General features: G+C 49.3%; 40 protein-coding genes. 31 read left to right on the top strand and 9 right to left on the bottom strand.

Going from position 1 to position 23,222, the window contains the following annotated elements; translation table 11 throughout:
- Positions 1–191: 191 nt before the first annotated feature.
- From M495_RS14300 to M495_RS14280, 7 genes are all read right to left on the bottom strand, one after another.
- On the bottom strand, positions 192–590 hold the full coding sequence (locus tag M495_RS14300; RefSeq protein WP_020827385.1) for a hypothetical protein: 399 nt from the start codon (positions 588–590) through the stop codon (positions 192–194).
- A complete protein-coding gene (locus M495_RS14295; RefSeq protein WP_020827384.1) occupies positions 590–1,195 on the bottom strand; it encodes an ERF family protein in 606 nt (201 codons plus the stop codon). The genes M495_RS14300 and M495_RS14295 overlap by 1 nt, the downstream gene beginning before the upstream one ends.
- Positions 1,196–1,203: 8 nt before the next feature.
- Entirely contained in the window at positions 1,204–1,374 is a 171-nt protein-coding gene (locus M495_RS25845) for a hypothetical protein (RefSeq protein ID WP_020827383.1), read from the bottom strand.
- Positions 1,375–1,477: 103 nt separating this feature from the next.
- On the bottom strand, positions 1,478–1,612 hold the full coding sequence (locus M495_RS25595) for a protease FtsH-inhibitory lysogeny factor CIII (protein WP_020827381.1): 135 nt from the start codon (positions 1,610–1,612) through the stop codon (positions 1,478–1,480).
- 77 nt (positions 1,613–1,689) lie between these two features.
- Complete coding sequence (locus M495_RS14290) at positions 1,690–1,944, bottom strand: hypothetical protein (protein WP_020827380.1); 255 nt, start codon at positions 1,942–1,944, stop codon at positions 1,690–1,692.
- A gap of 116 nt (positions 1,945–2,060) precedes the next feature.
- Positions 2,061–2,288, bottom strand: coding sequence for a hypothetical protein (locus tag M495_RS14285; protein ID WP_020827379.1), 228 nt, complete (start codon positions 2,286–2,288; stop codon positions 2,061–2,063).
- A 124-nt stretch (positions 2,289–2,412) separates the two neighbouring features.
- Positions 2,413–2,982, bottom strand: a complete 570-nt coding sequence (locus tag M495_RS14280) for a pentapeptide repeat-containing protein (protein WP_020827377.1) — start codon at positions 2,980–2,982, stop codon at positions 2,413–2,415.
- Positions 2,983–3,049: 67 nt separating this feature from the next.
- Here M495_RS14280 and M495_RS14275 point away from each other — a divergent pair, with 67 nt between their 5' ends.
- On the top strand, positions 3,050–3,706 hold the full coding sequence (locus tag M495_RS14275; protein WP_236615013.1) for a hypothetical protein: 657 nt from the start codon (positions 3,050–3,052) through the stop codon (positions 3,704–3,706).
- Positions 3,707–3,710: 4 nt separating this feature from the next.
- Here M495_RS14275 and M495_RS14270 read toward each other — a convergent pair whose 3' ends face one another.
- Together M495_RS14270 and M495_RS14260 are read right to left on the bottom strand one after the other, a co-directional pair.
- On the bottom strand, positions 3,711–3,986 hold the full coding sequence (locus M495_RS14270; protein WP_020827375.1) for a transcriptional antitermination N peptide: 276 nt from the start codon (positions 3,984–3,986) through the stop codon (positions 3,711–3,713).
- Between the two features lie 455 nt (positions 3,987–4,441).
- Complete coding sequence (locus M495_RS14260) at positions 4,442–5,176, bottom strand: S24 family peptidase (protein ID WP_020827373.1); 735 nt, start codon at positions 5,174–5,176, stop codon at positions 4,442–4,444.
- A 117-nt stretch (positions 5,177–5,293) separates the two neighbouring features.
- Here M495_RS14260 and M495_RS14255 point away from each other — a divergent pair, with 117 nt between their 5' ends.
- The 30 genes from M495_RS14255 to M495_RS14130 all read left to right on the top strand — a co-directional run bounded on the left by M495_RS14255 (position 5,294) and on the right by M495_RS14130 (position 23,222).
- Entirely contained in the window at positions 5,294–5,521 is a 228-nt protein-coding gene (locus tag M495_RS14255; RefSeq protein WP_041415468.1) for a transcriptional regulator, read from the top strand.
- A gap of 114 nt (positions 5,522–5,635) precedes the next feature.
- The gene (locus M495_RS14250; RefSeq protein ID WP_020827371.1) at positions 5,636–5,917 is read left to right on the top strand and encodes a CII family transcriptional regulator; all 282 of its coding nucleotides are present in this window, start codon (positions 5,636–5,638) and stop codon (positions 5,915–5,917) included.
- Entirely contained in the window at positions 5,917–6,402 is a 486-nt protein-coding gene (locus M495_RS24685) for an HNH endonuclease (RefSeq protein ID WP_020827370.1), read from the top strand. The genes M495_RS14250 and M495_RS24685 overlap by 1 nt, the downstream gene beginning before the upstream one ends.
- Before the next feature lie 34 nt (positions 6,403–6,436).
- Positions 6,437–6,601, top strand: a complete 165-nt coding sequence (locus M495_RS25840) for a hypothetical protein (protein ID WP_020827369.1) — start codon at positions 6,437–6,439, stop codon at positions 6,599–6,601.
- A complete protein-coding gene (locus M495_RS14240; protein ID WP_020827368.1) occupies positions 6,588–7,487 on the top strand; it encodes a hypothetical protein in 900 nt (299 codons plus the stop codon). Before M495_RS25840 ends, M495_RS14240 begins: the two co-directional genes overlap by 14 nt.
- Complete coding sequence (locus M495_RS14235; protein WP_020827367.1) at positions 7,477–8,880, top strand: DnaB-like helicase C-terminal domain-containing protein; 1,404 nt, start codon at positions 7,477–7,479, stop codon at positions 8,878–8,880. Before M495_RS14240 ends, M495_RS14235 begins: the two co-directional genes overlap by 11 nt.
- Complete coding sequence (locus M495_RS25055; RefSeq protein ID WP_081667704.1) at positions 8,880–9,047, top strand: ClpX C4-type zinc finger protein; 168 nt, start codon at positions 8,880–8,882, stop codon at positions 9,045–9,047. Before M495_RS14235 ends, M495_RS25055 begins: the two co-directional genes overlap by 1 nt.
- Positions 9,040–9,345 (top strand): hypothetical protein, encoded by a 306-nt coding sequence (locus M495_RS14230; protein ID WP_020827366.1) that lies wholly within the window; start codon positions 9,040–9,042, stop codon positions 9,343–9,345. Before M495_RS25055 ends, M495_RS14230 begins: the two co-directional genes overlap by 8 nt.
- On the top strand, positions 9,338–9,658 hold the full coding sequence (locus M495_RS14225; protein WP_020827365.1) for a hypothetical protein: 321 nt from the start codon (positions 9,338–9,340) through the stop codon (positions 9,656–9,658). The genes M495_RS14230 and M495_RS14225 overlap by 8 nt, the downstream gene beginning before the upstream one ends.
- A complete protein-coding gene (locus M495_RS14220) occupies positions 9,646–9,987 on the top strand; it encodes a hypothetical protein (protein ID WP_020827364.1) in 342 nt (113 codons plus the stop codon). The genes M495_RS14225 and M495_RS14220 overlap by 13 nt, the downstream gene beginning before the upstream one ends.
- 2 nt (positions 9,988–9,989) lie before the next feature.
- Positions 9,990–10,457 (top strand): recombination protein NinB, encoded by a 468-nt coding sequence (locus tag M495_RS14215; protein ID WP_020827363.1) that lies wholly within the window; start codon positions 9,990–9,992, stop codon positions 10,455–10,457.
- Positions 10,457–10,633, top strand: a complete 177-nt coding sequence (locus M495_RS25590) for a NinE family protein (protein ID WP_020827362.1) — start codon at positions 10,457–10,459, stop codon at positions 10,631–10,633. Before M495_RS14215 ends, M495_RS25590 begins: the two co-directional genes overlap by 1 nt.
- Positions 10,634–10,760: 127 nt before the next feature.
- Complete coding sequence (locus tag M495_RS14210; RefSeq protein WP_041415461.1) at positions 10,761–11,099, top strand: phage protein NinX family protein; 339 nt, start codon at positions 10,761–10,763, stop codon at positions 11,097–11,099.
- Between the two features lie 151 nt (positions 11,100–11,250).
- Complete coding sequence (locus M495_RS26275) at positions 11,251–11,370, top strand: protein NinF (protein ID WP_020827358.1); 120 nt, start codon at positions 11,251–11,253, stop codon at positions 11,368–11,370.
- Complete coding sequence (locus M495_RS14205; RefSeq protein WP_041415459.1) at positions 11,363–11,986, top strand: recombination protein NinG; 624 nt, start codon at positions 11,363–11,365, stop codon at positions 11,984–11,986. The genes M495_RS26275 and M495_RS14205 overlap by 8 nt, the downstream gene beginning before the upstream one ends.
- Positions 11,983–12,516 (top strand): HNH endonuclease, encoded by a 534-nt coding sequence (locus M495_RS14200; RefSeq protein WP_020827356.1) that lies wholly within the window; start codon positions 11,983–11,985, stop codon positions 12,514–12,516. The genes M495_RS14205 and M495_RS14200 overlap by 4 nt, the downstream gene beginning before the upstream one ends.
- Before the next feature lie 193 nt (positions 12,517–12,709).
- A complete protein-coding gene (locus M495_RS14190; protein WP_020827354.1) occupies positions 12,710–13,324 on the top strand; it encodes a hypothetical protein in 615 nt (204 codons plus the stop codon).
- A 521-nt stretch (positions 13,325–13,845) separates the two neighbouring features.
- Positions 13,846–14,181: a phage holin, lambda family gene (locus M495_RS14185; RefSeq protein ID WP_020827352.1), complete on the top strand. Its 336-nt coding sequence runs from the start codon at positions 13,846–13,848 to the stop codon at positions 14,179–14,181.
- A complete protein-coding gene (locus tag M495_RS14180) occupies positions 14,174–14,494 on the top strand; it encodes a hypothetical protein (RefSeq protein WP_020827351.1) in 321 nt (106 codons plus the stop codon). The genes M495_RS14185 and M495_RS14180 overlap by 8 nt, the downstream gene beginning before the upstream one ends.
- A gap of 13 nt (positions 14,495–14,507) precedes the next feature.
- Positions 14,508–14,948: a lysozyme gene (locus tag M495_RS14175; protein ID WP_020827350.1), complete on the top strand. Its 441-nt coding sequence runs from the start codon at positions 14,508–14,510 to the stop codon at positions 14,946–14,948.
- A gap of 8 nt (positions 14,949–14,956) precedes the next feature.
- Positions 14,957–15,355, top strand: coding sequence for a hypothetical protein (locus M495_RS25835; protein ID WP_169534193.1), 399 nt, complete (start codon positions 14,957–14,959; stop codon positions 15,353–15,355).
- Positions 15,327–15,494, top strand: coding sequence for an Rz1-like lysis system protein LysC (gene lysC / locus M495_RS26270; protein WP_456154262.1), 168 nt, complete (start codon positions 15,327–15,329; stop codon positions 15,492–15,494). The genes M495_RS25835 and lysC overlap by 29 nt, the downstream gene beginning before the upstream one ends.
- Positions 15,495–15,905: 411 nt before the next feature.
- Positions 15,906–16,289, top strand: a complete 384-nt coding sequence (locus tag M495_RS24680) for a head fiber protein (protein ID WP_020827348.1) — start codon at positions 15,906–15,908, stop codon at positions 16,287–16,289.
- A 61-nt stretch (positions 16,290–16,350) separates the two neighbouring features.
- Entirely contained in the window at positions 16,351–16,884 is a 534-nt protein-coding gene (locus M495_RS14160) for a terminase small subunit (RefSeq protein ID WP_020827347.1), read from the top strand.
- Positions 16,838–18,364 (top strand): phage terminase large subunit, encoded by a 1,527-nt coding sequence (gene terL, locus M495_RS14155; protein WP_020827346.1) that lies wholly within the window; start codon positions 16,838–16,840, stop codon positions 18,362–18,364. Before M495_RS14160 ends, terL begins: the two co-directional genes overlap by 47 nt.
- The gene (locus M495_RS14150) at positions 18,361–19,785 is read left to right on the top strand and encodes a phage portal protein (RefSeq protein ID WP_020827345.1); all 1,425 of its coding nucleotides are present in this window, start codon (positions 18,361–18,363) and stop codon (positions 19,783–19,785) included. Before terL ends, M495_RS14150 begins: the two co-directional genes overlap by 4 nt.
- Entirely contained in the window at positions 19,742–20,533 is a 792-nt protein-coding gene (locus M495_RS14145) for a phage minor head protein (RefSeq protein WP_020827344.1), read from the top strand. Before M495_RS14150 ends, M495_RS14145 begins: the two co-directional genes overlap by 44 nt.
- A gap of 49 nt (positions 20,534–20,582) precedes the next feature.
- The gene (locus M495_RS14140; protein WP_020827343.1) at positions 20,583–21,704 is read left to right on the top strand and encodes a DUF2213 domain-containing protein; all 1,122 of its coding nucleotides are present in this window, start codon (positions 20,583–20,585) and stop codon (positions 21,702–21,704) included.
- Between the two features lies 1 nt (position 21,705).
- On the top strand, positions 21,706–22,194 hold the full coding sequence (locus tag M495_RS14135; protein WP_020827342.1) for a structural cement protein Gp24: 489 nt from the start codon (positions 21,706–21,708) through the stop codon (positions 22,192–22,194).
- The gene (locus tag M495_RS14130; RefSeq protein ID WP_020827341.1) at positions 22,194–23,222 is read left to right on the top strand and encodes a hypothetical protein; all 1,029 of its coding nucleotides are present in this window, start codon (positions 22,194–22,196) and stop codon (positions 23,220–23,222) included. The genes M495_RS14135 and M495_RS14130 overlap by 1 nt, the downstream gene beginning before the upstream one ends.

Genomic DNA, 23,222 nt, shown 5'->3' with positions numbered 1-23,222 from the left:
CAGGTGGTAGGAGATGATCGGGGCATGGTGGGTTGAAGGCTGCGAAATGAGCAGCAGTCCTTGCCATCATTCCGTTAACTCGCCAGTGTGATTCTCCCCGTTCGGCACAGTCCATGGCCGCGAGGACGTCCACCGCGATTGCAGTGTATAGCTCTTGTTTGGTCATTGGTGTTACCTGCGGGGAGGGTGGATTAGAACGGGATATCCCAGTCATCGGGAGGGCTTTGCTGACTCGAGTGCTGCCCTGAATTTTGCTGCTGAGGCTTTCCCTGACTTTGGCCTGATTGGGCAAACCCTAATTTTGCGTTAAGCAATTCCAGGGTAATTGACTGCCCGTTCTGTCCGTCATAAACATCAACTTTTATGTTGTCGCCAGAAATCTCAACAACAGACCCCTCTGTTAATACGCTGCGATAGTAATCTACTTGTGGCCCGGGCTTTGCGAACACAACGGCGCTGTAGTTTGTCCACTCTTTCTGTTTTTTCTGGCGATCGTAATACTGAACGCCAGCGCGTATGTTGAAGCCTATGGTCTCACCGGCTTGGAACTCGCGAGCTGCTTTATTAAGTCGTACTGTGATGGTGTGCATTAGGCGGGTAACTCCAGTTCATTTTTGCGAATTTCGTAGATGTCTTTGGCCTTGCTCTGCTCTTCGGTCCCTTCCAGCATTTTCCATGCTTTGCCGAATGCCTCTTTAAGTTCATGGACGGAGACTTTTTTGCTTGCTGCATCAGTAAATGCATAAAGAATTTGGGTTGAGCTTGGCTTGTTACTGCCGGTCTTCTTGTCTTGCGCGACTATCTGCTTGTTGTGCTCGTCGGTATCAGCATCCTTTGCATCATCGATACCAAACAATCCATTTAAGCAGTATTTCCGAGCATATGAGCTTGTTGCGCCGGTAACCTGGGCATCATCCATGCCTTTCTTTGTTAGCGATTCACGAGCCATTGCAGACGTAGAGTGCGACGTTTCCCCGTCGGTGATTGTGGCCGTCGCTTTCACATAGAAGCGATCGCCGATCTGCACAATCTCATCGCTGATTGATAAGAACAGGTCGCCAAGCAATGGCTTTACGCCTTCCAGAATGTCTTCGCAGCTTCGATAGTTATAATTCCCGAAACTGTTTCGCTGATTCTTAGGTGCATTAAGTTCCTTCTGTATCTTCGCCAGTCTCTGAATGAATTCCTTACTCATATCGCCTCCTAAAATGGTTGCTCACCGAGAAAATAACGCTGATTCATCTTTTCCCAAGCTGAACGGTTAAGGCATGATTGCACGGCTTTTCGAAGGCCCTTGCGGCGGTAGTGCAGGGCATCAAGGATATGCTCGCGCCGGTTGGCTTTGCTTTGCTCGATAGTGGTTGCGAGGCTCATTTCATCCCCCGATAGAAAAGTGAATTAGCTAACTGGAAAAGCATGTTGTCGTTCTTCTCTTTGGCGAGCAGGGCGAGAAGCTGCATTGTTCTGGTTAGGTCCATTAGGGCTCACCTCGCTGATTGAGAGTGTCTTTCAACCACCGGCCAATGCAGCGCATACGGCGAGTGATAATTTCGAGTAGTGTTTCTGATTGAGCGCCCATTAGCGGGCACCCAGCATAGGCAAGTTGCTGCATAGGGTTACTCCTGATTGATAGGTATTCATTGCTGAACCAACTCGTAAATTGGCTTAGCGATGGGAATAAAAAAGCCGCTACATGCGGCTCTTTTTCATGTCAGAAACGCGGTACCTTTTAACTTCGGTTTCATCGACTCCGCAGCAGATGCATAAACAAACATCCTCCATGTTGCTATGCATAACTTCCGTTGCTGGTACTTTCACAGGAACATCAACCCACGTATTGGAGCGAATCTGGCTTACCACCTTGTGAACGAACATTTCGTTGTTCGCTCCGTACCTCAGTTGCTCGATAAATGCGTAATCACCAAAATCAAATTGGGTGCTCATGCTTTTCTCCGGGTAAAAAAATGGGCCGCACAAGGCAGCCCGAAGTGATGATAAGAGGGGTTACATCTTCTTACTGGTACATCAGCAAGCCCGCTAGATAACGAGCTTTGGGATGGTCAGCTATTGCGTGCTTTCAGCATGGCGTCAGCAATGTGGTAGGCATCCTCAGACAACTCTTTGTATTGAGGAGATTCGGGGCCACCGCCAAAACTATGCCCGTCATACCTGCGAATGATGGCATGCATGGCCTTTGCGGCGAAGTGGTCACGCAATGTCATACCTCCCGTGTAATCATATTGACCTCCATGGTCAGGGAACGCAGGCCCGCCTGTTTCTTTGCTCATTTTGCTACCCCAATCAAAATAATAACCGCTATGCACCAGAAGAGGGCGCAGATAGCAAACACACCAAACCAAACCTTCGCGTTGTAAGTCATGCCGCACCCTCCAGTTAAAAATAAAGGCCGCGTTATGCAGCCTCTTCGGTATCAGTTTCTGGTTCGTTAACCCAGTCTGGATGCTCACCGGCGCCTAGGTAGAAATCGATAATCTTCAGCAGTCTCGGATAGAATTTCAGCGCCTTCTTGCCGTCCATTTCTGCGATTTCTCGTTTGGTGAAATTGCGCCATTGCTCAACGGTGTGATTTTGGCAACCTGCGCGGACATGTTCGCCATTCGATATCTGCAGGAAGTACGGTTCACCCATGATTACGAATGTGTGATCAGGCAGGTTGGCATCGCGCAGGTTGGCACCGCACAGGTTGGCATCGCGCAGGTTGGCACCGCACAGGTCGGCACCGCACAGGTCGGCATCGCGCAGGTTGGCACCGCACAGGTTGGCATCGCGCAGGTTGGCACCGCACAGGTCGGCACCGCACAGGTTGGCACCGCACAGGTTGGCACCGCGCAGGTTGGCACCGCGCAGGTTGGCACCGCACAGGTTGGCATCGCGCAGGTTGGCTCTGGATCCGCTTTCACGTAACGACGTCACCCAGACCTTATGGTCATCAAGAATATTGCGTAACTCAGTGGCGTTCATATTGACCTCAATAAAAAAGCCGCCGAGTGGCAGCTTGATGTAAAAGAAAAGCCTCCGAAGAGGCTTTGTGTTTGCGCTTTCCCCAGACATAACGCCCGTGTTAATTCGCAATGAATATAATCAGTTGCCTGCTTTGTTAATCCTCTCAGGCGGCGAGGATTCCCGTTGTACCCCTACAGCGAGAAATCGGATAAACTTCAATCACCCCTACAGTTTAAGAGTGATGAAAATGGATGTAATGGCAGGCGTTGCCCTTGGTAAGCAGATATTTGAGTTACTGAAAATAATTAAAGATGGCAGAGACGATGCCCTGGTTAAAGAAGCTGCTGGAAACCTGTCAGAAAAAATAACTGAGCTACAAATGCTTAATGCGGAGCTCTCTGGTTTGTATCAATCGTCCCGAGATATCGAGGTGCAACTCCGCGACGAAAATAACAAAATCAAGATGTTTGTTATGCAAGCTGAGAACTATGAGCTTTACACGACGGCAGGTAACTCTATTGTATATCGCCCTAAGCCTTCGTCCGATGAGGTTGTTAATTCTCATTACCTTTGTGCACATTGCTTCGGCGAGTACAAGATATCTATACTTCAACCAAGCATTCAAACGGTTAAGTCCAATAACTTTTTTGTTCATCAGTGTCCTCGATGCAAAAATGAATATCGGATGGATAAAGTCCCGCCGATTCAGTACATCGACGTACCAAAATTAAGGCACATGTAACTACTTATTTAACGGTGTGCGTTGCATCTTTGCGGCTCTTGCGGAACCCTGCAGCGAACATCGCTACCTCTGGAAGACACATTGCGCCGCCTTCTGATGATTCGCGTACTGGTCTAGGGCAGGCTTTGTAGTCAATCATCGACAGCGCCTTAGCCACTCTCTCGCTTCCTACAAGAGCCGTTGCAACGCTCTTGCTCAATCTGATATCTCTTGTTGACTCTGCGCGTTCAGCAGCCCGACGGAGCTTTCTGCGCAGCTTGCAACGTTCTTTTGCGTTCATAGATAATCTCCAGTGGATTGGCTTTGGTGATGGTGGCCGGTGCTGATCTCCGGCTTGCTGTGATATGGCGGCAATTTCCACATCTTGCGGTAAGCGCTGCCTAGCACCTGCGAATCAGCCTTCGCATTCACCATCCCAAAGCCAACTGCACTTTGGTGTACACCTCTCGGCATACAAATCTGATTGTTAAAGAAGCAGCCTGACTTCATGTCTGGCGCGGCTGGTAGGTCCATCTGCCGCATCGATATTTCGTTTCGATGGGCTAATTTAAAACCATAGTTGTATTTATGTCAACAACTGTAGTTGTAAATTATGGCGTGGTTGTTTTAAGTGGTTGTTTTTGGTTGTATTAAAGTTTATTTATTTTGCAATTTGATACAGATTAAAACTGGATAGGGGCAGGCTAGGAGGGGCAGAAACGTAAAAGCTCGGGGTTACCGAGCTTGAGGTGTGGCTCAAAGCAAAACTGAGTACCAGAAAACGCGTCCAATAATTTCTACTTCGTTAATGCCTTTCTCCTCTGGCTCATGTTCTGCAGCATTGTAACTCCTGATGCTGATTCTGTCGGGGCCGACACGATAAAGAAGCTTGATCCGTTTCCAGCCATCCTGGCTTATAGCGTAGATTTTTCCATCGACGATCTGCTTATCATCTGTATTGACCGCAACCGTAGTACCGTCTGGTATGTTCGGCTCCATACTATTCCCACGAGCAGGGAAGCAGAGCACTCCTTTGCCATCGGTACTTGCACCTACCCGGCGCAATGTGGCTTTGGAGAATCTCAATTTGAATCCGTTATAGTCTTCTTCGTTATAACTTCCGTCCCCAGCGGCGAGAGAAATATCTCGCAAAAAAGGCACCTCTACTTCTTCCCTTAGTAAAGGGGTATTGCTATCCCATGAATCAACCTTCTCCCACTCGCTTTCAGGCGGGATTGTAGAGTCGGGGTGATGAAAGGAAGAAATACCATCCTCGCCATCCTTCATTGGCCCACTTTGACTGCTTAGCCATTCAGGACGCACGTCTAATGCCTCGGCCATCTCCACAATCTTAGTGGATGTTTTGGCTTTGCCGGAAGTGATCTTCTGTATTGCAGCCTGTGACACACCAACTTTTTCAGCTAGTGCGGACTGCGTCATGTTTTTGGCCGCCATCGCGACTTTTAAGCGTTGAGCAAGAGTCATTTTCATAACCAAGAAAATACAACCTCGGTTTTACTGGGTCAAACAACTACAGTATTGCTAAAATAAAACTATAGTTGTATATTATACCTTGAATACAACGGAGGTGGTTTTATGGAACCAGTAATTAACCAAGTAATTAAAACCGCCATCGCAATCGTCGGTACACAAAAGAAGCTGGCGGTAGCATGTGGCGTTAGCCAGTCTGCGGTGCAGAAGTGGCTACACAGTAAAGCAAAAGTAGCACCAGAAAACGTTAAGGCCATCGTTCTGGCAACAGGTGGGGAAGTCCAGGATTACCAAATCCGCCCAGACCTACCTCACTTGTTTAAGCACCCAGAACAAGCTGCATAGTTTTACCGCTCTTTAACAACACTACCGGCTGCCGCAATGTGGCCACCAATAACCAAGTGGCAATCCCCACGGATGCCGCACGTAACTATTTAAACCACAAAGGAAGTATGACGTATGGAAACTGCAAAAACACGCAATGATGCTCGTCGTATCGAAAGCACATTGTTGAACAAAATCGCCCTCAAAGGCGTGTCATCGATCGCCGCTGCAGTAGGCGTTAACCCATCACAAGTAACTCGCTGGAAAGAGTCTCTAGTCCCTCGCATGGCAATGCTACTCGCTGTTCTGGAGTGGGGTGTTGCAGATGATGAGATGGCTGAATTGGCTAAGCGTCTGGCGGGATATCTATCAAATGAAAAAGCCCCGAGCTGCTCGGGAAGCATCATGGAGGCGTAATGCTGGAAATATTACCAAATGCCGAAAGAAGTGACTGCGTAGTTTGGACTGGATCAAAAAACACGGCTGGGTACGGAAAAATCATCGTGAAGGGAGAAATGATTTTAGCCCATCGGTTTGCTTACTGCGTTGCTGTTGGGTTGACCCTTAAAGAAATCGATGGGCTCGTGATAAGGCATAGGTGCGACAACCCTTCATGCATTAATCCTACCCATTTAGAAACCGGAACCCCCATGGATAACGTAATGGATCGCGTTGCTCGAGGTAGGTCTGCTAGCGGCGAGTGCAACGGGAAAGCGAAGCTGAGCGTGGAACAGATTGAGGAAATTCTAGCTATCTATATCCCTAGGCACAAAGAATTTGGTGGCACTGCACTTGGTAAGAAATTTGGTGTTTGCCAAACAACTATAAGCAAAATCGTTTTGGGGAAAAGATGGAAATTGAAAAAGAAAAAAGCCTCTGAAGCAGCAACTTCAAAGGCCTAAGTGCGAATGACTGGATCAATTCACAGGAGTAATTATGTCGCTAAAACGCAGAAATTACAAGCAAGAAGAGGAACGGCAGCATCCGGATTCACCTGACGGTCTTGTCTACACAGCAGCATGCAATAAGCCATTCGCCGAAAGGTTGATTGGCGTTTTCAGACTGGCTAAAGCAGGGGTGAAGAAAGATGGGCGTCGTTAGAAAATTATCCGACTACAGGCAGCAGGAGCGCCACGTAGTGACACCGGAGGCAACCGGTAAGGGGTTTGCCTTGATACACCGTCAATTCATGGATAGCAGACTGTACAAAGACTCACAGGCAGTACACCTCTGGCTCCATCTGATACTTAAAGCAAACTACTCGCCTGCAATCGTTAACACCGATGTGGGTGAGATGATGGTTGGTCGTGGGCAGATGATTACCGGACGCCCAACCCTGGTAACTGAGACATTCATCCCAGACAACAAAGTGAAGAGTTTACTTCGCAGCTTCGAGTCAAAAGGAATGCTAAAAGTCGAGGCGATGGGCAGGAAATTTAGCCTGATAACCATCCTAAAATATGACGATTTTCAGTTCCCAAATTGTCCAACGGATGTCCAACGATTGTCCAATGCAAACACCAGTAACAATGCGGCTTCCAGCGATGTTTGTCCAACGGATGTCCAACGATTGTCCATAAACAATAATATAACTAATAACTCTTTATCTAAAGATAAAGAGAGTGCCGTAGCAGCCGTAAAACCTGAACAGAAAAAACCAACCCACTCATGCCAAGACGTTATCGATGCCTACCATCGGATACTGCCGGAATGCCCTAGCGTTCGAGCATTGAGCGACAAGCGCAAGAACCTGATCAAAACCTTCTGGGTGAAAGCAGGGAAGATTACCCGTCAGCTGGACAACGCGCCTTTCAGCATGAAGGCATGGGAAGACTACCTGGCTTACATCTCGGTTAGCTGTCGCTGGATGCTGGGTGATCGCCCTGATGCCAAGACTGGTAAGACGTGGCGCTGCAAGAATATTGATTACTTGCTGAGCGATGAGGTTTATTTGAAGGTTCGAGAGGGGAACAGTGATGACGTCTGATTACCGGCTGCCGCCGAGCAGCATCGAGTCTGAGCAATCAGTGCTTGGCTCAATCCTACTAGACGCGCAGAGCGACCGAGTTCAGCGCGTTTTTTCTTTCCTGAGTGCAGACATGTTCTACACCCGGCAGCACGCTGTGATTTACCGCGTTGTACGCGAGATGAACAGCAAAAGCCAAACTATCGACCTGCTGACTTTGGCAGACCGAATGGAAGCGTCAGGTGAACTGGAGGGCGTTGGTGGATTCGCATACCTGGCTGAGCTTTCGAAAAACACGCCAAGCGCAGCAAACGTGATCGCCTACGCAAACCGGGTTAAGGATTCCGCCATGGAGCGTTTCGCAATCGAGCAGGCAAACAAGATGCTCGAGGTGTTCTATACCCCGTCAACGCTGTCCACTTCTGAAAAACTTGAAGCCATGCAATCCCTGGCCATGCATACCGCAGACAAGTCACGCGTAGGCTCGGTTCGCGGTGCGGTGCCATTTGCTGAGGCTTTCGATTCTTGGGTGGGAATTGTCGAGAAGCGCCTCGGTAATGATCCGACCGCAGTCGGGATTTCAACAGGCATTCCATCGCTTGATGACATCTTGGCCCCGAAAGGCCTAGTCAATGGTTCACTGCTGGTAGTGGGTGCGCGGCCGAAGATGGGCAAGACCACGCTCTACATGAAAATGGCGTTGAACTGCGCATTGGAAGAGAACAAACCGGCGATCGCCTTCAGCCTAGAAATGCCACAGGAGCAACTCGTCGAACGCTCGTTGTCTCAAGCATCAGGTGTCAGTTCGTCAAATTTCTATCTCGACGGCTACGACGACAACCGGTTCGCGCTGGCATCAGCGAAAGGGCTGGAAATCGCGCAGAGCGGAAACCTGTACATCGATGACACTCCCGGCCTGTCTCTGGCTCACATCGTTGCTGAAAGCCGCAGGATTAAGCGTGAGCGCGGTTGTGTAGGGATGATACTCGTTGACTACCTGACGCTCATGAAGGCTGAGAAGGCGGAACGAAACGATCTGGCTTACGGCATGATCACCAAGGGTCTGAAGAACCTCGCCAAGGAACTTAACTGCGTCGTCGTTCTGCTTACTCAACTTAATCGCGACCTTGAGAAGCGAACCAATAAGCGGCCACTCCCGAGTGACTCCCGCGATACCGGGCAAATCGAGCAGGACTGCGATTACTGGCTTGGAATTTACCGAGAAGGTGCCTATGACGAGAACGCGAACCAACAAGACACTGAGCTGCTACTCAGACTAAATCGGCATGGTCAGTCTGGCGTTGTGTTCGTTGAGCAGCGCCATGGTGCGATTTACGACTGCAACCAAGACCAGGCTAAAGCCAGAATGGCAGAAACTGAACGCCGGTCATCGAAACAGAAGGGCGGTTTCTGATGAAAAAAGGTAACCCAGTTATGCGCTGTCACTTCTGTACTAAAACACGGGATCAGGTAAAAAAATTAATTGCAGGTGAGTTTGCCTGTATCTGCAACGAGTGCATTGTGGTTTGTGTCGACATCATAGCAAACGGTGATGAGAGCAAAGGAGATAACCATGGATAGCCGGAAAAGCGAATTGCCGGAGCGAATCCTGATCACGCTGATGTTCGACCTTCGTTTTAATAAATGCCTAAAAGAATGCCTGGCAACAGAAGAATTAGTGACTAATTTCTGCCGCTTGTACGAGGTGGAAATGCCACGACAGCCACGGAATCCAATTGAAGCGATGATAGATAAATCAACTGGCTACGCTGAAGACAGCTGGCGTAAGTTCTTCGCTGTATTCATCCCGTTTGTCTACGACTGCGTATACACCCGCGTTTGTGAGAACCCAATTTTACCTGAGGTTAACCATGGATAAGCTACACGAAGATAGCCGCAAGCAGTTTGAAGAAGTAGCAGCAAATGATCGATCAGAGTTAGAAGTTTTCAAGCGCGGGCCATTGACAGGCGAGTACAAGAATCCTGTGGTGCAAAAAATGTGGAAATATTGGCAGGCCAGCCGAGCAAGCATCGTGGTTGAGTTGCCAAATGGACTGACTACCAGAGAGGCTCTAGATCTTGGCTACATGGGTGATTATGCATCAGGTGTCGATGACGGAATCGAAGAGTCCGCCAAGGTACTCCGCTCTATCGGACTATCAATCAAAGGGGAGTCTGAATGCGTGATTTAGCGATGAAGGTATTGAAATGGCAATCATCGGGGCGAGTTGGCGTCAGCTCCGCAACAATGGCTTCGATTGCTCTGGGGCTAAAAAAACCATTCTATGGCGATCAATTCAGCCCTCCATGGGACCCGGCCGACTTAACCCGCTGCATGAAGCTGGTCGAATGCATCCCAGAAATCCGTGACCACTTCCAAACAATAGGAAAGCGATGCAAGAAGTTCGCACCAATTCTTGATCACTGGGATGAGTTGGTCGAAATGGTTAAGCAGGAATGGGCCGTTGGGAATCGAGCACCAAAAACTTATGCAAGGATGAAACAACTTTTAGGGGAGTAACTATGGACAAGCAGGTCTTCTACCTAAGAAGCCCACAGATACGCCAGAACCTGATAGAGCACCTAAAAAACCTACCGCTAGACCAGTCAAAACCAATCGAAGTCGAAGTATCCCCACCTAAACGAACGCTTTCACAGAACCGCAAGATGTGGCCGCTGCTGCATGACCTTGCGCTGCAAGTCGTTTGGTATGGAGAGCGATACGACGAAGACGACTGGAAGGACATGATCACCGCGCTTGTCGCCAAGGCCCAGAAACAGGAGCAGCGAACCGCACCAGGAATTGGCGGCGGCGTTGTGATGTTCGGTCAGCGCACTAGCAAGATGCGGGTAGGGCAAATGGTTGATGTCATCGAGGCAATCTACTGGTTCGGTACTGAGCAGGGCGTTAAGTTCAGTGATGAGTCCCGCGAGCGCATAGAGTGGGCGCAGCGTTGGGGTGAGGCAAACAAACAGAAACAGGTGGCGTAATGACTCGAAGGCGTAAATCAGTCTGGGACAGACTAGAAGAGAAGCTGATATTCAAATCAACGACCCGCACTCCCCGCAAGAAGCAACCAGCACCTACCGAAGTTAAAACCCTAAATTATACCGCGACCCTCGCTGACAGTATGTGGCTGCGTCGTCGCGCACGGAGAAAGCCATGAAGAAGTTTATTGAGGCGCTAATGGTAATTTTCATAAGCAGCACGGTCGCCGGGTTCGGATTCGTAGGTGGCGGGATTGCTTTCTTGGGATGGATTAAATTCTTAAGCAAGTTATGGGAGTAATAGACATGATCGATTATAGCGCAATGAGTGACCAGCAAATTAACGAGATGGTAGCGATAGCATTAGGAGAAAAAGTAGCAGACCCAGTTAACGGTCAGCAGCTGGTTATGGTCGATGGAGAAAAAATATCTTCATCATTTGACCCATGCAACAGACCATCAGATGCGTGGCCAATAATCGAGGCTAACTACATCAGCATCTTCTTTGACGGAATCTCATGGGAAGCGCACTCAGCCCTATCTGAAGTTAATTATGAATCTTGGAAAACTCATCCTTATCAACCTTTAAGGCTGGCAATGATTGTTTTCCTAATGATAAAGGAGGCGGATAAATGCTTATCATAGCCATATTAGCCTGCGCTTACTGCTTCGTCGCTGGTCAGTGCTACGAGTTTTACAGCAAAGGGTATCCACCGGTACCGGCCATAAAAAACCTGTTACTCAGTTTGGCGTGGCCCGGCAATGTCGTCGCGTTTCTGCTGATGAGGTGTGTGCGATGATCTGCGCCGATTGCGGAAAGGAACTGCAGGAAGATGAAATTTATGTTTGCGACTCCTGCGACCAGGAGCAACGCAAGTTCATCGAATCAGTGACGGGAGAGAATGACGATGGCTAAAGGCAAAGTGCCGAAGCCGAAGAAATGTCCAATCTGCGCCACTGAATACATTCCCCGAAGTTCACTCCAGAAAGTCTGCCATAACTACAAATGCGCCATTGCCTTCAACAAGAAGCGCGATGAAGAGATTGCTATGCGTGAAAAACGCAAGCAGGAGCGTCTACAGCGCGATGAACTACGGCAGCGAAGGGAAAGGTTAAAGACAAAATCAGAATGGAACAGAGAGGCTCAGGCAGCGGTAAATCGCTTTGTATTTTGGCGCGACTATGGGAAGCCATGCATCGCCTGTGGCAGACCGCTTAACTACGGCGTACGTGGAGGGGCAGTAGATGCCAGTCATTATCGTTCTAGGGGAGCAGCGCCGCATCTTCGCTTCAACGTTTTCAATAATCATGCCGGGTGCGTTCATTGCAACCGAGACCTATCAGGAAACCTGATCCCCTACCGAATAAACCTCATCGAGAAAATCAGCGCATTCCGCGTTGAACGAATCGAGCACGACAACACACCACGGAAATTCGATATCGCTTACCTGAAGCGGGTGAAATCCATATTCACACGCCGGGCGAAGCATTACGAGAAACTCCGCAAGAGACAACTGGAGGAAGTGGCATGAAACAAAAACCAACTCCACTTTCTAGTGAGTATTTGTGTGAGAGATTTACGTACAAAGATGGGAGGTTGTTTTGGAAGAAAAGAATTCCAGATTCATATGGGTTTAACAAAAGGTATGCAGGGAAAGAGGCTGGCGGCATAGACGATGATGGTTACTGGAAGATAAAAATATACGGTAAGTGGTATAGGCGGCATCGGATTGTCTGGGCAATGCATTTCGGAGATGCTGGGAGCATGCAGATCGATCACGTAAATGGAATTAGATCTGATGACAGAATATGTAACTTAAGAACGGCAACGGCACAGCAGAATGCCTTTAATAGGAAAAGGCAAATTAATAACAAAAGTGGATGTAAGGGAGTCTTTTGGGTTGAGGCAAAAAAGAAATGGACAGGGTTAGTTTTGGTTTTCCGCAAGCCTTATAGCGCAGGATATTTCGACAGCATTCACGAGGCCATTACCGCAAGCGAGAGGCTTAGAGAGAAACTACATGGTGAATTTTGCAACCATGGCGATGCGAGGGTCTCATGATGGCAACTGTGTTTACCGATCTCCAATCAGCAATCGAAGAGGCTCGATTTATGCGTGAGAAATATCACCGGGACTACGGCGTATTTCAATGCACAAACGTGATGAAAGTGAAGCCAGCCTATAGCGGAATAATGCCGATGTTCACGACCAGGTACGACAAGCATGGCACTGTTAACACTGACGAGGTGGCTGCATGAGAAAAACGGACGCGATTTATTTCCTCCCCATTGTCGCCAAGCAATCTGATTTGCGCCGCGTTTGGTGTCGAGGAAGGAAAACGATCACCCCAGCACAGCGCGTATGGACCCGTTATATGCTCACGTTGTGGGGGCGGCATCTCGGCGGTGACGACTCGCCAGCTGGCTGTGTAAATGTCATTGGCCGGCTGATGATTCGCACAGAATGGAGTGAGGGGCAATCCAACCGAATTGTTGAAGTGGTCGAAGCTCTGCACTCACAAGGATATCGTGGGGAAGAGCTCTTTAAGCGGTCACGCGAACTGGTAATTCCTGGGACTTCCGCAAGCAGTATCATCGCTCTCGCCAAAGAATCTGATGATGCCGATTTTGTTGAATCTGTGATGAGCAAGGCCATTAAACGAGATAGCCCGATTCGCTCTGTAGCCATTAAACGATATTGTGATCGCAAATGCCCGCAAGACATTGCGAGAATGATTGAACGAGAAACTGGCGCTGATATACAGGCGTCGAGAAAGCGAGTGATTTGGTGTGAGGAAATACTCGAAGAAGAAATGTTTTATGCCATTAAGCGTGAAATGGAGAAGGAATTTCTCCATATCGCAGCATAAATGAAAATAAAGTTGCAAAACGGGAAATTGGAGTATATATTTTCAGCTATGCTCGGGAGCGTAAAGCGAAGAGCGGCAGTGACGAGGATTTAAGTAAACAGCGCACACTGGTTATCATGGGGGCTATGCTCCGATAAGCCTTGAGCTGAAGCACTGCCAACAAACAAATAAGCCCTGGCTATTACCGCCTGGGCTTTTCTATTTCAGGGCTGCGCTAACTGCGTGGCCTTTTTGCATTTAGCCCCACGCCAAAACAGTCAATCACTTCAAACACCCTCTTATCGTTGAGTGACTACGGCGTGACGGCTATCCCCTAAAAGCAAGAAACCCGCACATGGCGGGTTCATCGTGAAAATGGGCGGCCGGATGATAGTGGAATATCAACCGGCCATCTTGCTCATGCTTCGAATCACGAACAAAACCAAGGCCCATCAAGTCTGCACAGACTGATTGAGTGTAACGGGATTTGTTCAGATATCAACGTAACTAATCTGATAGATCCCCGTAATAGGGGGTGGAATATGAAGATGAAAGATAACCCGGATTTATGGCCAGGCATTTGGGCTGCTTTAAAAGCCATCTGGCCAGCAGTAGGGGGATCACTTATTGCGGGCGCTGTATGTTACGCCAGGCTAATTCACGATGGTGTGCATAGAAAGAATAAATGGATTGAATGCGTTCTCTGTGGGCTCCTGGCTTTTTGCGTTTACAAAGGCGCAGCGATACTAAACCTACCTGAAGGCTCAGACGTGTTTATCGGTGGTGCTATTGGCTTCATCGGTGTCGAAAAGGTTCGCGAGTATGCCCTGCGCTTCATGAACAAGAAAACTGGCATCGATGGTGAAAAGAATGATTAAGCAAAGAGTAATCGGTGCTTGTTCTGTGTCCGCACCTTACGTGATGGCAATCCTCATCGCAGGCTGGCTGATCGCTCAGATTATGCAGCGTGCAGATGACGCGGCTTATGCCTATCCATCAGCGGTTGTGTCCTATGGGCTAATTAGTGCCAAAACCGACGACGAAGTATTAACACTGGTTGAGCGGTGGAAGCGTGATGAGTGGGGTGCGCAGATTGGGGCTTTACGAGTTCTCTGTGCAAAGTCCATTGAGCGCGTCGAGGCGATCGGCGGCCCGGCCCTGGCTACAAAGATGTGCCGCATCGTGAAGTGAATAGGTAAACAAAATGCAAATAAGCAACGCTGGCATTTCCCTGATCAAAGAGTTTGAAGGCTGCAGGCTAAAAGCCTACCAAGACAGTGTTGGTGTATGGACGATTGGCTATGGTTGGACTCAACCTGCTGATGGCAGAAAAATTGGCCCGGGAATGGTAATTGACCAGGCTAGAGCCGAGCGCTTGCTTAAGTGTGGCCTTGTTCAATACGAGCAGGGAGTAAACCAACTAGTGAAGGTGATCATCACCCAAGGACAGTTCGACGCACTAGTGAGCTTTGCCTATAACCTCGGCTTGCGCTCCCTCAGCACTTCCACCTTGCTCCGCAAGCTCAATGCTGGCGATAAGCAGGGGGCTGCAGATGAGTTCGGTAAATGGGTAAATGCCGGTGGTGTCCGGTTGAATGGATTGGTTAAGCGCCGGGAAGCAGAACGTAAGTTGTTCTTGTCATGAGCGCCATCATGTTTATTCGCGCCTACTGGAAGCAGTTTTCCCTGGCTGTCTTGGTGTCCACGTTTCTCGCAGTATGTTGGCTTGCCAGTCACTACCACGCCAAAACACTGCAGCTCACAAAGGATGCCAAAGAATTATCAGCTCAGGTAACCAGCCAGCAAGCCATTACCACCAAGCAGATACAGCAAGCCCAACAGTTCAACACCATTGCCGCAGGAGTCGAAAGTGAAAAGCAACAGACCACTGACACCGGCGACAAAATCCGCTTGGTGTACAAAACCAAGATGGCAAGCTCTCCCTGCACTGTCGTTCCTGTTAATAGCGATATCTCTAACGGCCTGTACGACCACGCCAGTAAAGTACGTAGCGGTCCCGGCAATGCCAATACCGGCAAACCTGACCGCTAACTGCATTCCTCCGCTACCAGAGCAGCCATTAACCTACGGCGGCGCGGTTACTTACTCTGACCAGCTGCTAGACGTGATTGATAACTGCAACCGCGACAAGGCAGCCATCCGCAAGATTGAAGCTGAGAGGTCAAAATGATTTGCAATCTGGTATGTGAGGTCAGGATACGCCGCTGGGCAACTCCTGTGCTGGTTATTGCTTATTTAACCAAATGGGATTGGCTGACGAAAAAATGCTTCAGCATGAAAGTGAACGCTGTCCCGGTAACGAATTCCCCCGACAAGGAATAAGACTGTGTAACCCTGCAGGAGGTGATCACGTCTTGCTGGCGGGTAAGCCGCAAGTGGCCTAGCAACTCTGGAAAGCGTGGCAACGCTGCGAAACCAATCAAAGAGGTGCCTATGGATGAATATGACGAAGGAGTCCGATATTTCGAAACTCATCCACTGATAGGACGCGACATGTGGATTGCTTCCGCAGATATAAAAATTCACGTTACTGACGTATGGCTGGAGTGTGGAGAAGTCTACATAGGCGGGAACGTTGGTAATGAAGCCTTTTATGCTCTGGCAGACCTTGCCCAAACAATTCATTGAGGAATACCCAATGCCAAAACGTGTTATTGCGCAATCAGGCGCATCAGTTGAAGTGGCCGATATGAGTGATATTGCAGGCGGCGGAAACATCACATCAAGCCAAATTACAGACGCAACCACTGTAGGTAAGTCTGTGTTAACCGCAGCAGATGCAGCAGCCGCTCGAACTGCGATCGGGGCAGGCGCTCCATACACACTCCCTGCAGCCACAACAGCGGCGAATGGTGGCGTAAAGAAAATGGTTGCTCAAGCAGACTCAACAGCAACTGATGTCGCTGGACTGCTGGCTGACTTCAATGCGTTCCTGGCAAAAGCACGCACTGCCGGAATGATGTAATGAAGAATAATATCTCGCTGGGTTAAAAATCCTCCGAGATTGAAAAGTGGATTATTCCAAAATGGCAAAGCTCACCGACAAACAAGAGCTGTTTGCCCGTGAGTTCATAAAAGACCTCAACGCCACTCAGGCGGCCATTAGGGCGGGATACAGCGAGAAGTCATCCCGCAACCAAGGCGCGAGGATGATGGCAAATGATGACATTTTGCACCGCATCGCAGAATTGAATCAGGGGCGCCTGGAGCGTGTTCAAGTTGATGCTGATTACGTTCTCCGACAGGCGGTAAAACTTCATGAGCGATGCATGCAGGAGATCGAGCCTCTTACTGATAGGCGCGGCGACGAAGTAAAAGATGTTCAGGGCAGAACGATATACGGCTTCGATGCAAAAGGAGCTGCTGCTGCTCTGAAACTTGTTGGCGAGCACATCACTGTGCAGGCCTTCAAGACCAACATCAAGGCCGAGCATTCAGGCCCAGGCGGCGGCCCGATTCAGTACACCGACATAACCGAAGAAGAATTAGAAGAACGCTTGAAGGAGCTTGGTCATGGCAGACACAGATCACAGCTCTCTGAGAAACAGGCAGACTCTTGAGGCGTTCCGTCGCAGAGCAATCGCAGAGGCCAGAAATTCCCTCATGGGTTTCACGCTCTATACGAACCCTCTCTATGAAACTGGTTGGTTCAATGAGTTGCTATCAGCGGAGTTAGACCATTTCCTTGCTGAAGTTGAAGCTGGGAAGATGCCTCGCTTGATGATATTTGCGCCCCCACGCTCCGGTAAAAGTGAAAAGGCATCACGTCGATTCCCCGCTTATGTTTTAGGCAAGCATCCAAACTGGAATGTAATTGCATGCTCTTATTCTTCAGATCTTGCTAACCGCATGTCGCGTGATACTCAGCGAATCATTGATGCTGAGCGTTACAAAGAAGTATTCCCGGACGTCCACCTCAATGGGACCAACATCAGAACTGTAGCTGGCGGGGCCATACGAACTGCTGAACTATGGGAGACGCTAGCAAATGATGGGCATCTTCATGGTGGGTCATATCGTGCTGCTGGCGTTAATGGCGGTATCACCGGTCAGGGCATGAACATCGGAATAATTGACGACCCAGCCAAGGATTATAAAACAGCCTCGTCACCTACATACCAAGAGGCAGTAATCGACTGGTACAACACTACTTTCTTTACACGTGTCGACCCGAAGATAAACGGAATCATCATCATCCTCACCCGTTGGCATCAGAATGACCTTGCTGGTCAGCTACTTAAGCTTGCTGAAGAGGGCGGTGAAAAATGGCGCGTGGTCAGTTTCCCGATGGAGGCAGAGAAGGAAGAGTTTCATGAGCTAAACGGTAAGCGGTATGCACTGCGCAAACCTGGAGAAATACTTTTCCCTGAACGCATGCCGCGCGCCTTCGTAGAAAAAGCTAAACAGCTTGGCTCGCTGGTCTGGAACGCTCTATACCAACAAAGACCAACAGCTAAAGGTGGCGGCCTTATCAAGTCGCACTGGTTTGGCGAGTACAAAGAACTGCCTGTACTTAAGTGGAGAGCTGTCTACGGCGACACTGCGCAAAAAACAAAAGAGGTTAACGACTTTTCGGTATTCGAGCACTGGGGGTTGGGGGTTGATGGCTATATGTACCTCATCGACATGATTCGAGGTAAGTGGGAGTCGGACGAATTAAAGCGTCGCGCAACCGCATTTTGGGGTAAGTGCAAGTTACTCCGCAACGGCCCGCTAAGGCACATGGCAATAGAGGACAAAGCATCCGGAACCGGGCTAATACAAAGCATCAGGAAAGACGCCTTATGCCCCGTGAGAGCAATTCAGCGTGACAAGGATAAATACACTCGCCTGATGGATACGCAAGGGTTTATCGAGTCTGGGTATATTAAATTGCCAGCCGATGGCACATTCATCAACGACTTCCTTGTAGAAATGGAAGCTATCAATCCAGAGTTCAACACACACGATGACCAGCTTGACCCAATGATGGACGCCATCACTGAGATGAAGGGTAAATCAGGCATCCTGTTCCACATTCCTGACGAGATATTGCAATGACAAGACGCACCAAGGCTGCGCAAGCGCCTCGCCGGGAAGTGGCAAAAATTACCCAGGCGCACCTCGATAGTGCTTCGGCAGATAATGACGAAAAAACTTTTGCAGAGTTTAAGCGCTATGAGCCACTTCCCGGCGTAATTCCATCCGCGCAAAAAAACGCGGCTCTAGCCATGGATACCACTCCATACGACGTGATTAACAGCATGTCTATTGGGATGGAATATTCTGGCTTTAGAGGATATCCAATCCTAGCCGCGATGTCCCAGCAGGTTGAATATGCAAACATGCATACCATCATGGCTGATGAAATGACACGCAACTGGATAGAGGTAAAGAGCACCAAGGAAGGCGATCCTGACATTGATCTAATGGACTTGGCGCTGACTAAATACGATATCAAGCGGCTTATCCATGAGGCAGTCAGACAAGACTCTGAATACGGCGTGGCACACATTTTTATCGATGTTGGTGCTGACGACATTGAGCTCGGGAAGCCCCTCTTTCTAGATCACCGAAAAATCACCAAAGGCTCACTCAAGGGATTCCGGTGCGTAGACCCGAACTGGGTTTATCCGGCAATGTACAACACAAGCAAGCCCCTAAAAGCTGATTTCTACAAGCCACAAGCGTGGTTTGTGATGGGCGATACGGTGCATGAGTCGCGCTTCATCGACATCGTGAGCCGTCCGGTGCCAGATATCCTGAAGCCATCTTATAACTTCGGTGGATTATCGCTGACACAGTTGATGGAGGATTATGTAATCGACTGGCGTGACGCCAAGAAGAACATAATCAAGGTTATTAAGTCGCTTCGCATGCGTGCGCTGAAGACCGATATGGACGCTCGTTTGCAAGAGCCAGGTCAGTTCGATAAGCGAATAGCGCTGTTTACCAAGTACCAGGACAACTCGGGTATTTGGGCTCTGGATAATGAGGAAGATCTGATTCATATGCAGACTTCGCTCAGCGAGCTGTCAAATCTGCTTTCTAACTACCAGGAACAGCTATGCATCCCGTCACGCACTACAAACCTGAAAATGTTCGGCAACGCTCCGGCCGGTTTGAACGCCAGCGGTGATGCTGAGATTGAAACATGGCACGAAACGATATCTGGCTCTCAAGAACTGGACTATCGCCGTGCAATCGAAAACATTTTCAAAATTATTCAGCTTTCGGAGTTTGGTGCTCTAAAGCCAGAACTTTACTTCGAGTTCAGGCCGCTTGATGAAGTGGGTGATGATGACCGTGCCAACACCAACAAGACGCGTGTTGAGACGGTGGCAATTGCTGCGGACAGCATGCTGATTAGTTCCGAAGAGGCGCGTGATGCACTGAAAAGTATTGAGGGTGCTGGATTCGAAAACCTGAGTGGCGATTATGAACCGGAAGAAGAGAAAGAGCCTGAAGGCGGTGAATTATAACGCTGGGAACATTATCTGGTATCGCAATGAGCTTTTGGCTCTCATTAGAGAGATGAGCGACGACGCAAAAGGCCAGATTGTACCAATCTTCGTGGATAGCCATCTAGCCATGGACGCTAATCCGGTTCAATTGCTTCGCAGTGCGCTGAGGGCGCTGGCAAAGAAATGGGTAGACCGGTTCATAACCAAAGCGTTACCTACTGCAGAAAGTATCATCAGCAAGACCGGAGATGCTGTGGACAGATCTCTACTGGCCTCTGCTCGCAAGGACTCCATGACCATCAACATGCAGTGGACGGAAGCCATGTTGCAAAAGCGGGAGGCGATCATATCAGAGAACGTCGCGCTAATCCGATCGATACCTGAGAAATACTTTACAGATATTGAATCGATGGTATTCCGTTCTGTAGCGAAAGGTGGCGATAGAAAAGGGCTGGCTGATGAGATAAAGGCCAACTTTGGTAAGCGCCATGGAATCACTCGGCGCCGAGCAGAATTCATAGCACGGGACCAAGTGAGGAAAGCGACCAGTGACCTATCCAATGCAAGACAGCAGGCTGCAGGAATAAAGCGTGGCATATGGCTACACAGTGGTGGTGGTAATGAGCCAAGGCCAAAGCATGTGCATGCGAATGGACGCGAGTTTGACCTCGATAAGGGGCTTCCTATTGGCGATAAGGGTCAGTATGTATTGCCAGGCGAAGAGCCCGGATGCGGGTGCTCATGGAAGCCAATCCTTCCATTCTAAACAGGTCACTTTGGTGGCCTTTTTTATTGCCTGAAAAACAGGAAAGCAAATGAAAGATGTGAAGTTTGCCTTCGATAAGGCAAGCGTTCGCCGCTATGACGCTGATGGGAAGCTTCATGTTGAGCTAACGCCAATCAGCAAAGCCAATGTGTGTGTTTATTACGGGAAAGAGATACCTGGATGGGAAGATGCAGGGTTAGAGCCTGACAAAGCTTACAGGCTGCTTCGTGACCCTGAAGAGCTAAAGAAGGCTGTCAGCAGCTTCAACAATCAGCCACTTCTCAATACACACATCGCTGTATCCGTAATCGACCCTCCAAAGGAATCAATCATCGGCGCTACTGGCAGTAATGCCGTATTCGAAGATGGTTATCTGAAAAACTCGCTGGTTATCTGGGACGTCAATTCGATCATCGGCGTTGAAAACGAGCAGCAGCGTGAACTCTCATCCTCATATCGCTACCGGCTAGACATGACTCCGGGCGTGTATGGGGGCGAAGCATACGATGGCGTCATGCGTGACATCGTTTGTAACCATGTGGCAATCGTGCCAAGTGGCCGGGCTGGCCCGGATGTTTTTGTATACGACTCTAAACCAACAGGACTCAAACTGATGTCAAAAATCAAACAACTCATGAGCATCTTAAAGCCCCTGATGGCTAACGATGCTGATCCAGAGGCTGTAAAAAAAGCCGAAGAAGACGTGGAAAAGCTCATCAAAGACGATGAGAAAGACCCTAAAACGGCGAAGGACGAAATGACCGAAGAAGAAAAAGAAAAGTTAGCCAAAGACGAATCCGAAAAAGACGAGAAAGACAAACTGGCGAAAGATGAGGCTGATAAAGCTGACAAGGCCGATAAAGAGAAAATGGCAAACGACAGCAAATTAGCCATGGACTCAGCGATCAAAGGTGTTGAACAGCGCTTTGCAGCTCTTCGTCAGGCTGAACGTGATGTTCGCCCTGTTGTTGGTGATCTGGCATGCGACAGTGCCGATGAAGTCTACCGCACAGCTCTGAAGCAAATGGGGTGCGCTGACCACGCAACGCTACCATCTGCCGCGCTTCAATCGGTATTCAAAGCTTATTCCCGTCCGGTGATGGCAAATGACTCAGCGCCCATCAATCACACCTCGCGCACAGCCGTGAAAGACTTCTTCGAGGGTAAATAACATGTCATTCCAAAAGAGCGTTAGTGTTTATTCCGGCGTTGGCCAAGCAGGTCAGCCAGCGTCAAACTCTCCGATTATTGCAGCGGCAGGAGGCCCCGGCGCATTCCAGGCTGGCACCAGCGGTCTGATTATGGCTCGTTTCGCGTGGCGTAATGCAACCAACCCATTGTTGCTGGATAACACCGGCACTGGCAAACCCGTTGGTTTTGTACAAAACAACGCTAACGCCACCATTGGTTACCTCCAGGGTAACAGCATGACCATCCCGTCAGGCCGTGAAGCATCCCCGATTGTTGGTGGCGACTTCTGGGCTATTTCTGCGACTGCTGCGACCGTTGGACAGAAGGTGTTTGCCGTTCTGGCAGATGGAACGCTGAAAACTGGCGCTGCTGGCGCAACTATTTCAGGCGCAGTGGAAACTGATTGGTTTGTGGCTAGCCCTGCAGCAATCGGTGATGTACTCGTTATTTCTACATGGAGCAAAGCATAATGCCTCAACTGACTCAGGCTGATTTCGCTGCCTTTAAAGCGGAAGCTGAATCGCGGGGTATTTTCCTGCCATCATCCGTAACAAAGTTCGCTATGGATGCTGATGTGCAGCCGACCATGGCACCTAACGGCGGCATCCCTGCAATTGTATCCACCTTTATCGATCCGGAAATCGTCCGCACAATCTTCGCCAAACAAAAGGCGGTGGATATTCTCGGCGAGAAGAAGAAGGGATCATGGGCGCAAGACACCATGATGATCCAGCGCGTTGAACAATCTGGCGATGTCGTCGCATATGATGACTACAGTGAGCAAGGCGCAAACCAAGTAACTTCACGCTGGGAAAACCGGCAGGTGTATCGCTACCAGACGATGGTCACCTATGGAGAACTGGAGCAAGAGCGCTACGGCCTGGCAATGCTGCCATACGTTGCGGAAAAACAGCGTGCCGCCGCATGGACTCTTAACCAAGCGCAGAATAAGTTTTACTTCTATGGCGTGAGTGGTCTGCTGAACTACGGCATTCTGAATGACCCAGATCTGCCAACGCCAATCACCCCAGCCACGGTAGATGGCAAAGTGCTCTGGAAAGACAAGCAGGTTGTCGATATCTACAACGATATTGTGCTTGGTTTGTATGCGGACCTGATCGCGCGTACCAATGGTGCAGTTGGTGATGGAATTGACATGGCGTCACCTCTGGTCCTTGCGATGTCACCGACAAGTTCTGTTTATTTCAAGCGCGCCAACGAAGTGATCGGTAACTCCGTTGAGAAGATGGTTAAAGAAACCTTCCCTAATCTTCGCATCGAAGTCGCACCGCAGTACGACACTGATGCTGGCGAGCTGGTACAAATGTTCGTAGAAACAGCTCAAGGTCAGAATGCAGGATATTGCGCCTACAGCGAGAAACTGCGTGCCCACCCAGTGATCACCATGACTTCAAGCTGGAAGCAGAAGCACTCAGGCACCACTTATGGTGCAGTGTTAACTCAACCATTCCTGTTCGCGCAAATGTTAGGGGTTTAA

It is taken from the genome of Serratia liquefaciens ATCC 27592 (assembly GCF_000422085.1).
Classification (GTDB): Bacteria; Pseudomonadota; Gammaproteobacteria; order Enterobacterales; family Enterobacteriaceae; genus Serratia; species Serratia liquefaciens.
The sequence above is the reverse complement of the archived record's forward strand: the minus strand, read 5'-3'. Positions and strand labels throughout refer to the sequence as shown.

Coding starts and splice junctions, on each gene's coding strand:
- M495_RS14270 (WP_020827375.1), bottom strand. CDS start 3,986: ATGAACGCAAAAGAACGTTGCAAGCTGCGCAGAAAGCTCCGTCGGGCT.
- M495_RS14250 (WP_020827371.1), top strand. CDS start 5,636: ATGGAAACTGCAAAAACACGCAATGATGCTCGTCGTATCGAAAGCACA.
- M495_RS14145 (WP_020827344.1), top strand. CDS start 19,742: ATGAACCGGAAGAAGAGAAAGAGCCTGAAGGCGGTGAATTATAACGCT.
- M495_RS14225 (WP_020827365.1), top strand. CDS start 9,338: ATGGATAAGCTACACGAAGATAGCCGCAAGCAGTTTGAAGAAGTAGCA.
- M495_RS14300 (WP_020827385.1), bottom strand. CDS start 590: ATGCACACCATCACAGTACGACTTAATAAAGCAGCTCGCGAGTTCCAA.
- M495_RS14230 (WP_020827366.1), top strand. CDS start 9,040: ATGGATAGCCGGAAAAGCGAATTGCCGGAGCGAATCCTGATCACGCTG.
- M495_RS14130 (WP_020827341.1), top strand. CDS start 22,194: ATGCCTCAACTGACTCAGGCTGATTTCGCTGCCTTTAAAGCGGAAGCT.
- M495_RS14290 (WP_020827380.1), bottom strand. CDS start 1,944: ATGAGCACCCAATTTGATTTTGGTGATTACGCATTTATCGAGCAACTG.
- M495_RS14160 (WP_020827347.1), top strand. CDS start 16,351: ATGGCAAAGCTCACCGACAAACAAGAGCTGTTTGCCCGTGAGTTCATA.
- M495_RS24680 (WP_020827348.1), top strand. CDS start 15,906: ATGAAGCCTTTTATGCTCTGGCAGACCTTGCCCAAACAATTCATTGAG.
- M495_RS14260 (WP_020827373.1), bottom strand. CDS start 5,176: ATGAAAATGACTCTTGCTCAACGCTTAAAAGTCGCGATGGCGGCCAAA.
- M495_RS25595 (WP_020827381.1), bottom strand. CDS start 1,612: ATGCAGCAACTTGCCTATGCTGGGTGCCCGCTAATGGGCGCTCAATCA.
- M495_RS14200 (WP_020827356.1), top strand. CDS start 11,983: ATGAAACAAAAACCAACTCCACTTTCTAGTGAGTATTTGTGTGAGAGA.
- M495_RS25590 (WP_020827362.1), top strand. CDS start 10,457: ATGACTCGAAGGCGTAAATCAGTCTGGGACAGACTAGAAGAGAAGCTG.
- M495_RS24685 (WP_020827370.1), top strand. CDS start 5,917: ATGCTGGAAATATTACCAAATGCCGAAAGAAGTGACTGCGTAGTTTGG.
- M495_RS14140 (WP_020827343.1), top strand. CDS start 20,583: ATGAAAGATGTGAAGTTTGCCTTCGATAAGGCAAGCGTTCGCCGCTAT.
- M495_RS14285 (WP_020827379.1), bottom strand. CDS start 2,288: ATGAGCAAAGAAACAGGCGGGCCTGCGTTCCCTGACCATGGAGGTCAA.
- M495_RS14135 (WP_020827342.1), top strand. CDS start 21,706: ATGTCATTCCAAAAGAGCGTTAGTGTTTATTCCGGCGTTGGCCAAGCA.
- M495_RS14210 (WP_041415461.1), top strand. CDS start 10,761: ATGATCGATTATAGCGCAATGAGTGACCAGCAAATTAACGAGATGGTA.
- M495_RS14235 (WP_020827367.1), top strand. CDS start 7,477: ATGACGTCTGATTACCGGCTGCCGCCGAGCAGCATCGAGTCTGAGCAA.
- M495_RS14205 (WP_041415459.1), top strand. CDS start 11,363: ATGGCTAAAGGCAAAGTGCCGAAGCCGAAGAAATGTCCAATCTGCGCC.
- M495_RS14180 (WP_020827351.1), top strand. CDS start 14,174: ATGATTAAGCAAAGAGTAATCGGTGCTTGTTCTGTGTCCGCACCTTAC.
- M495_RS25835 (WP_169534193.1), top strand. CDS start 14,957: ATGTTTATTCGCGCCTACTGGAAGCAGTTTTCCCTGGCTGTCTTGGTG.
- M495_RS14295 (WP_020827384.1), bottom strand. CDS start 1,195: ATGAGTAAGGAATTCATTCAGAGACTGGCGAAGATACAGAAGGAACTT.
- M495_RS14280 (WP_020827377.1), bottom strand. CDS start 2,982: ATGAACGCCACTGAGTTACGCAATATTCTTGATGACCATAAGGTCTGG.
- M495_RS25055 (WP_081667704.1), top strand. CDS start 8,880: ATGAAAAAAGGTAACCCAGTTATGCGCTGTCACTTCTGTACTAAAACA.
- M495_RS14190 (WP_020827354.1), top strand. CDS start 12,710: ATGAGAAAAACGGACGCGATTTATTTCCTCCCCATTGTCGCCAAGCAA.
- M495_RS14220 (WP_020827364.1), top strand. CDS start 9,646: ATGCGTGATTTAGCGATGAAGGTATTGAAATGGCAATCATCGGGGCGA.
- M495_RS14240 (WP_020827368.1), top strand. CDS start 6,588: ATGGGCGTCGTTAGAAAATTATCCGACTACAGGCAGCAGGAGCGCCAC.
- M495_RS14175 (WP_020827350.1), top strand. CDS start 14,508: ATGCAAATAAGCAACGCTGGCATTTCCCTGATCAAAGAGTTTGAAGGC.
- M495_RS25845 (WP_020827383.1), bottom strand. CDS start 1,374: ATGAGCCTCGCAACCACTATCGAGCAAAGCAAAGCCAACCGGCGCGAG.
- lysC (WP_456154262.1), top strand. CDS start 15,327: ATGCCAATACCGGCAAACCTGACCGCTAACTGCATTCCTCCGCTACCA.
- M495_RS26275 (WP_020827358.1), top strand. CDS start 11,251: ATGATCTGCGCCGATTGCGGAAAGGAACTGCAGGAAGATGAAATTTAT.
- terL (WP_020827346.1), top strand. CDS start 16,838: ATGGCAGACACAGATCACAGCTCTCTGAGAAACAGGCAGACTCTTGAG.
- M495_RS14185 (WP_020827352.1), top strand. CDS start 13,846: ATGAAGATGAAAGATAACCCGGATTTATGGCCAGGCATTTGGGCTGCT.
- M495_RS14150 (WP_020827345.1), top strand. CDS start 18,361: ATGACAAGACGCACCAAGGCTGCGCAAGCGCCTCGCCGGGAAGTGGCA.
- M495_RS25840 (WP_020827369.1), top strand. CDS start 6,437: ATGTCGCTAAAACGCAGAAATTACAAGCAAGAAGAGGAACGGCAGCAT.
- M495_RS14215 (WP_020827363.1), top strand. CDS start 9,990: ATGGACAAGCAGGTCTTCTACCTAAGAAGCCCACAGATACGCCAGAAC.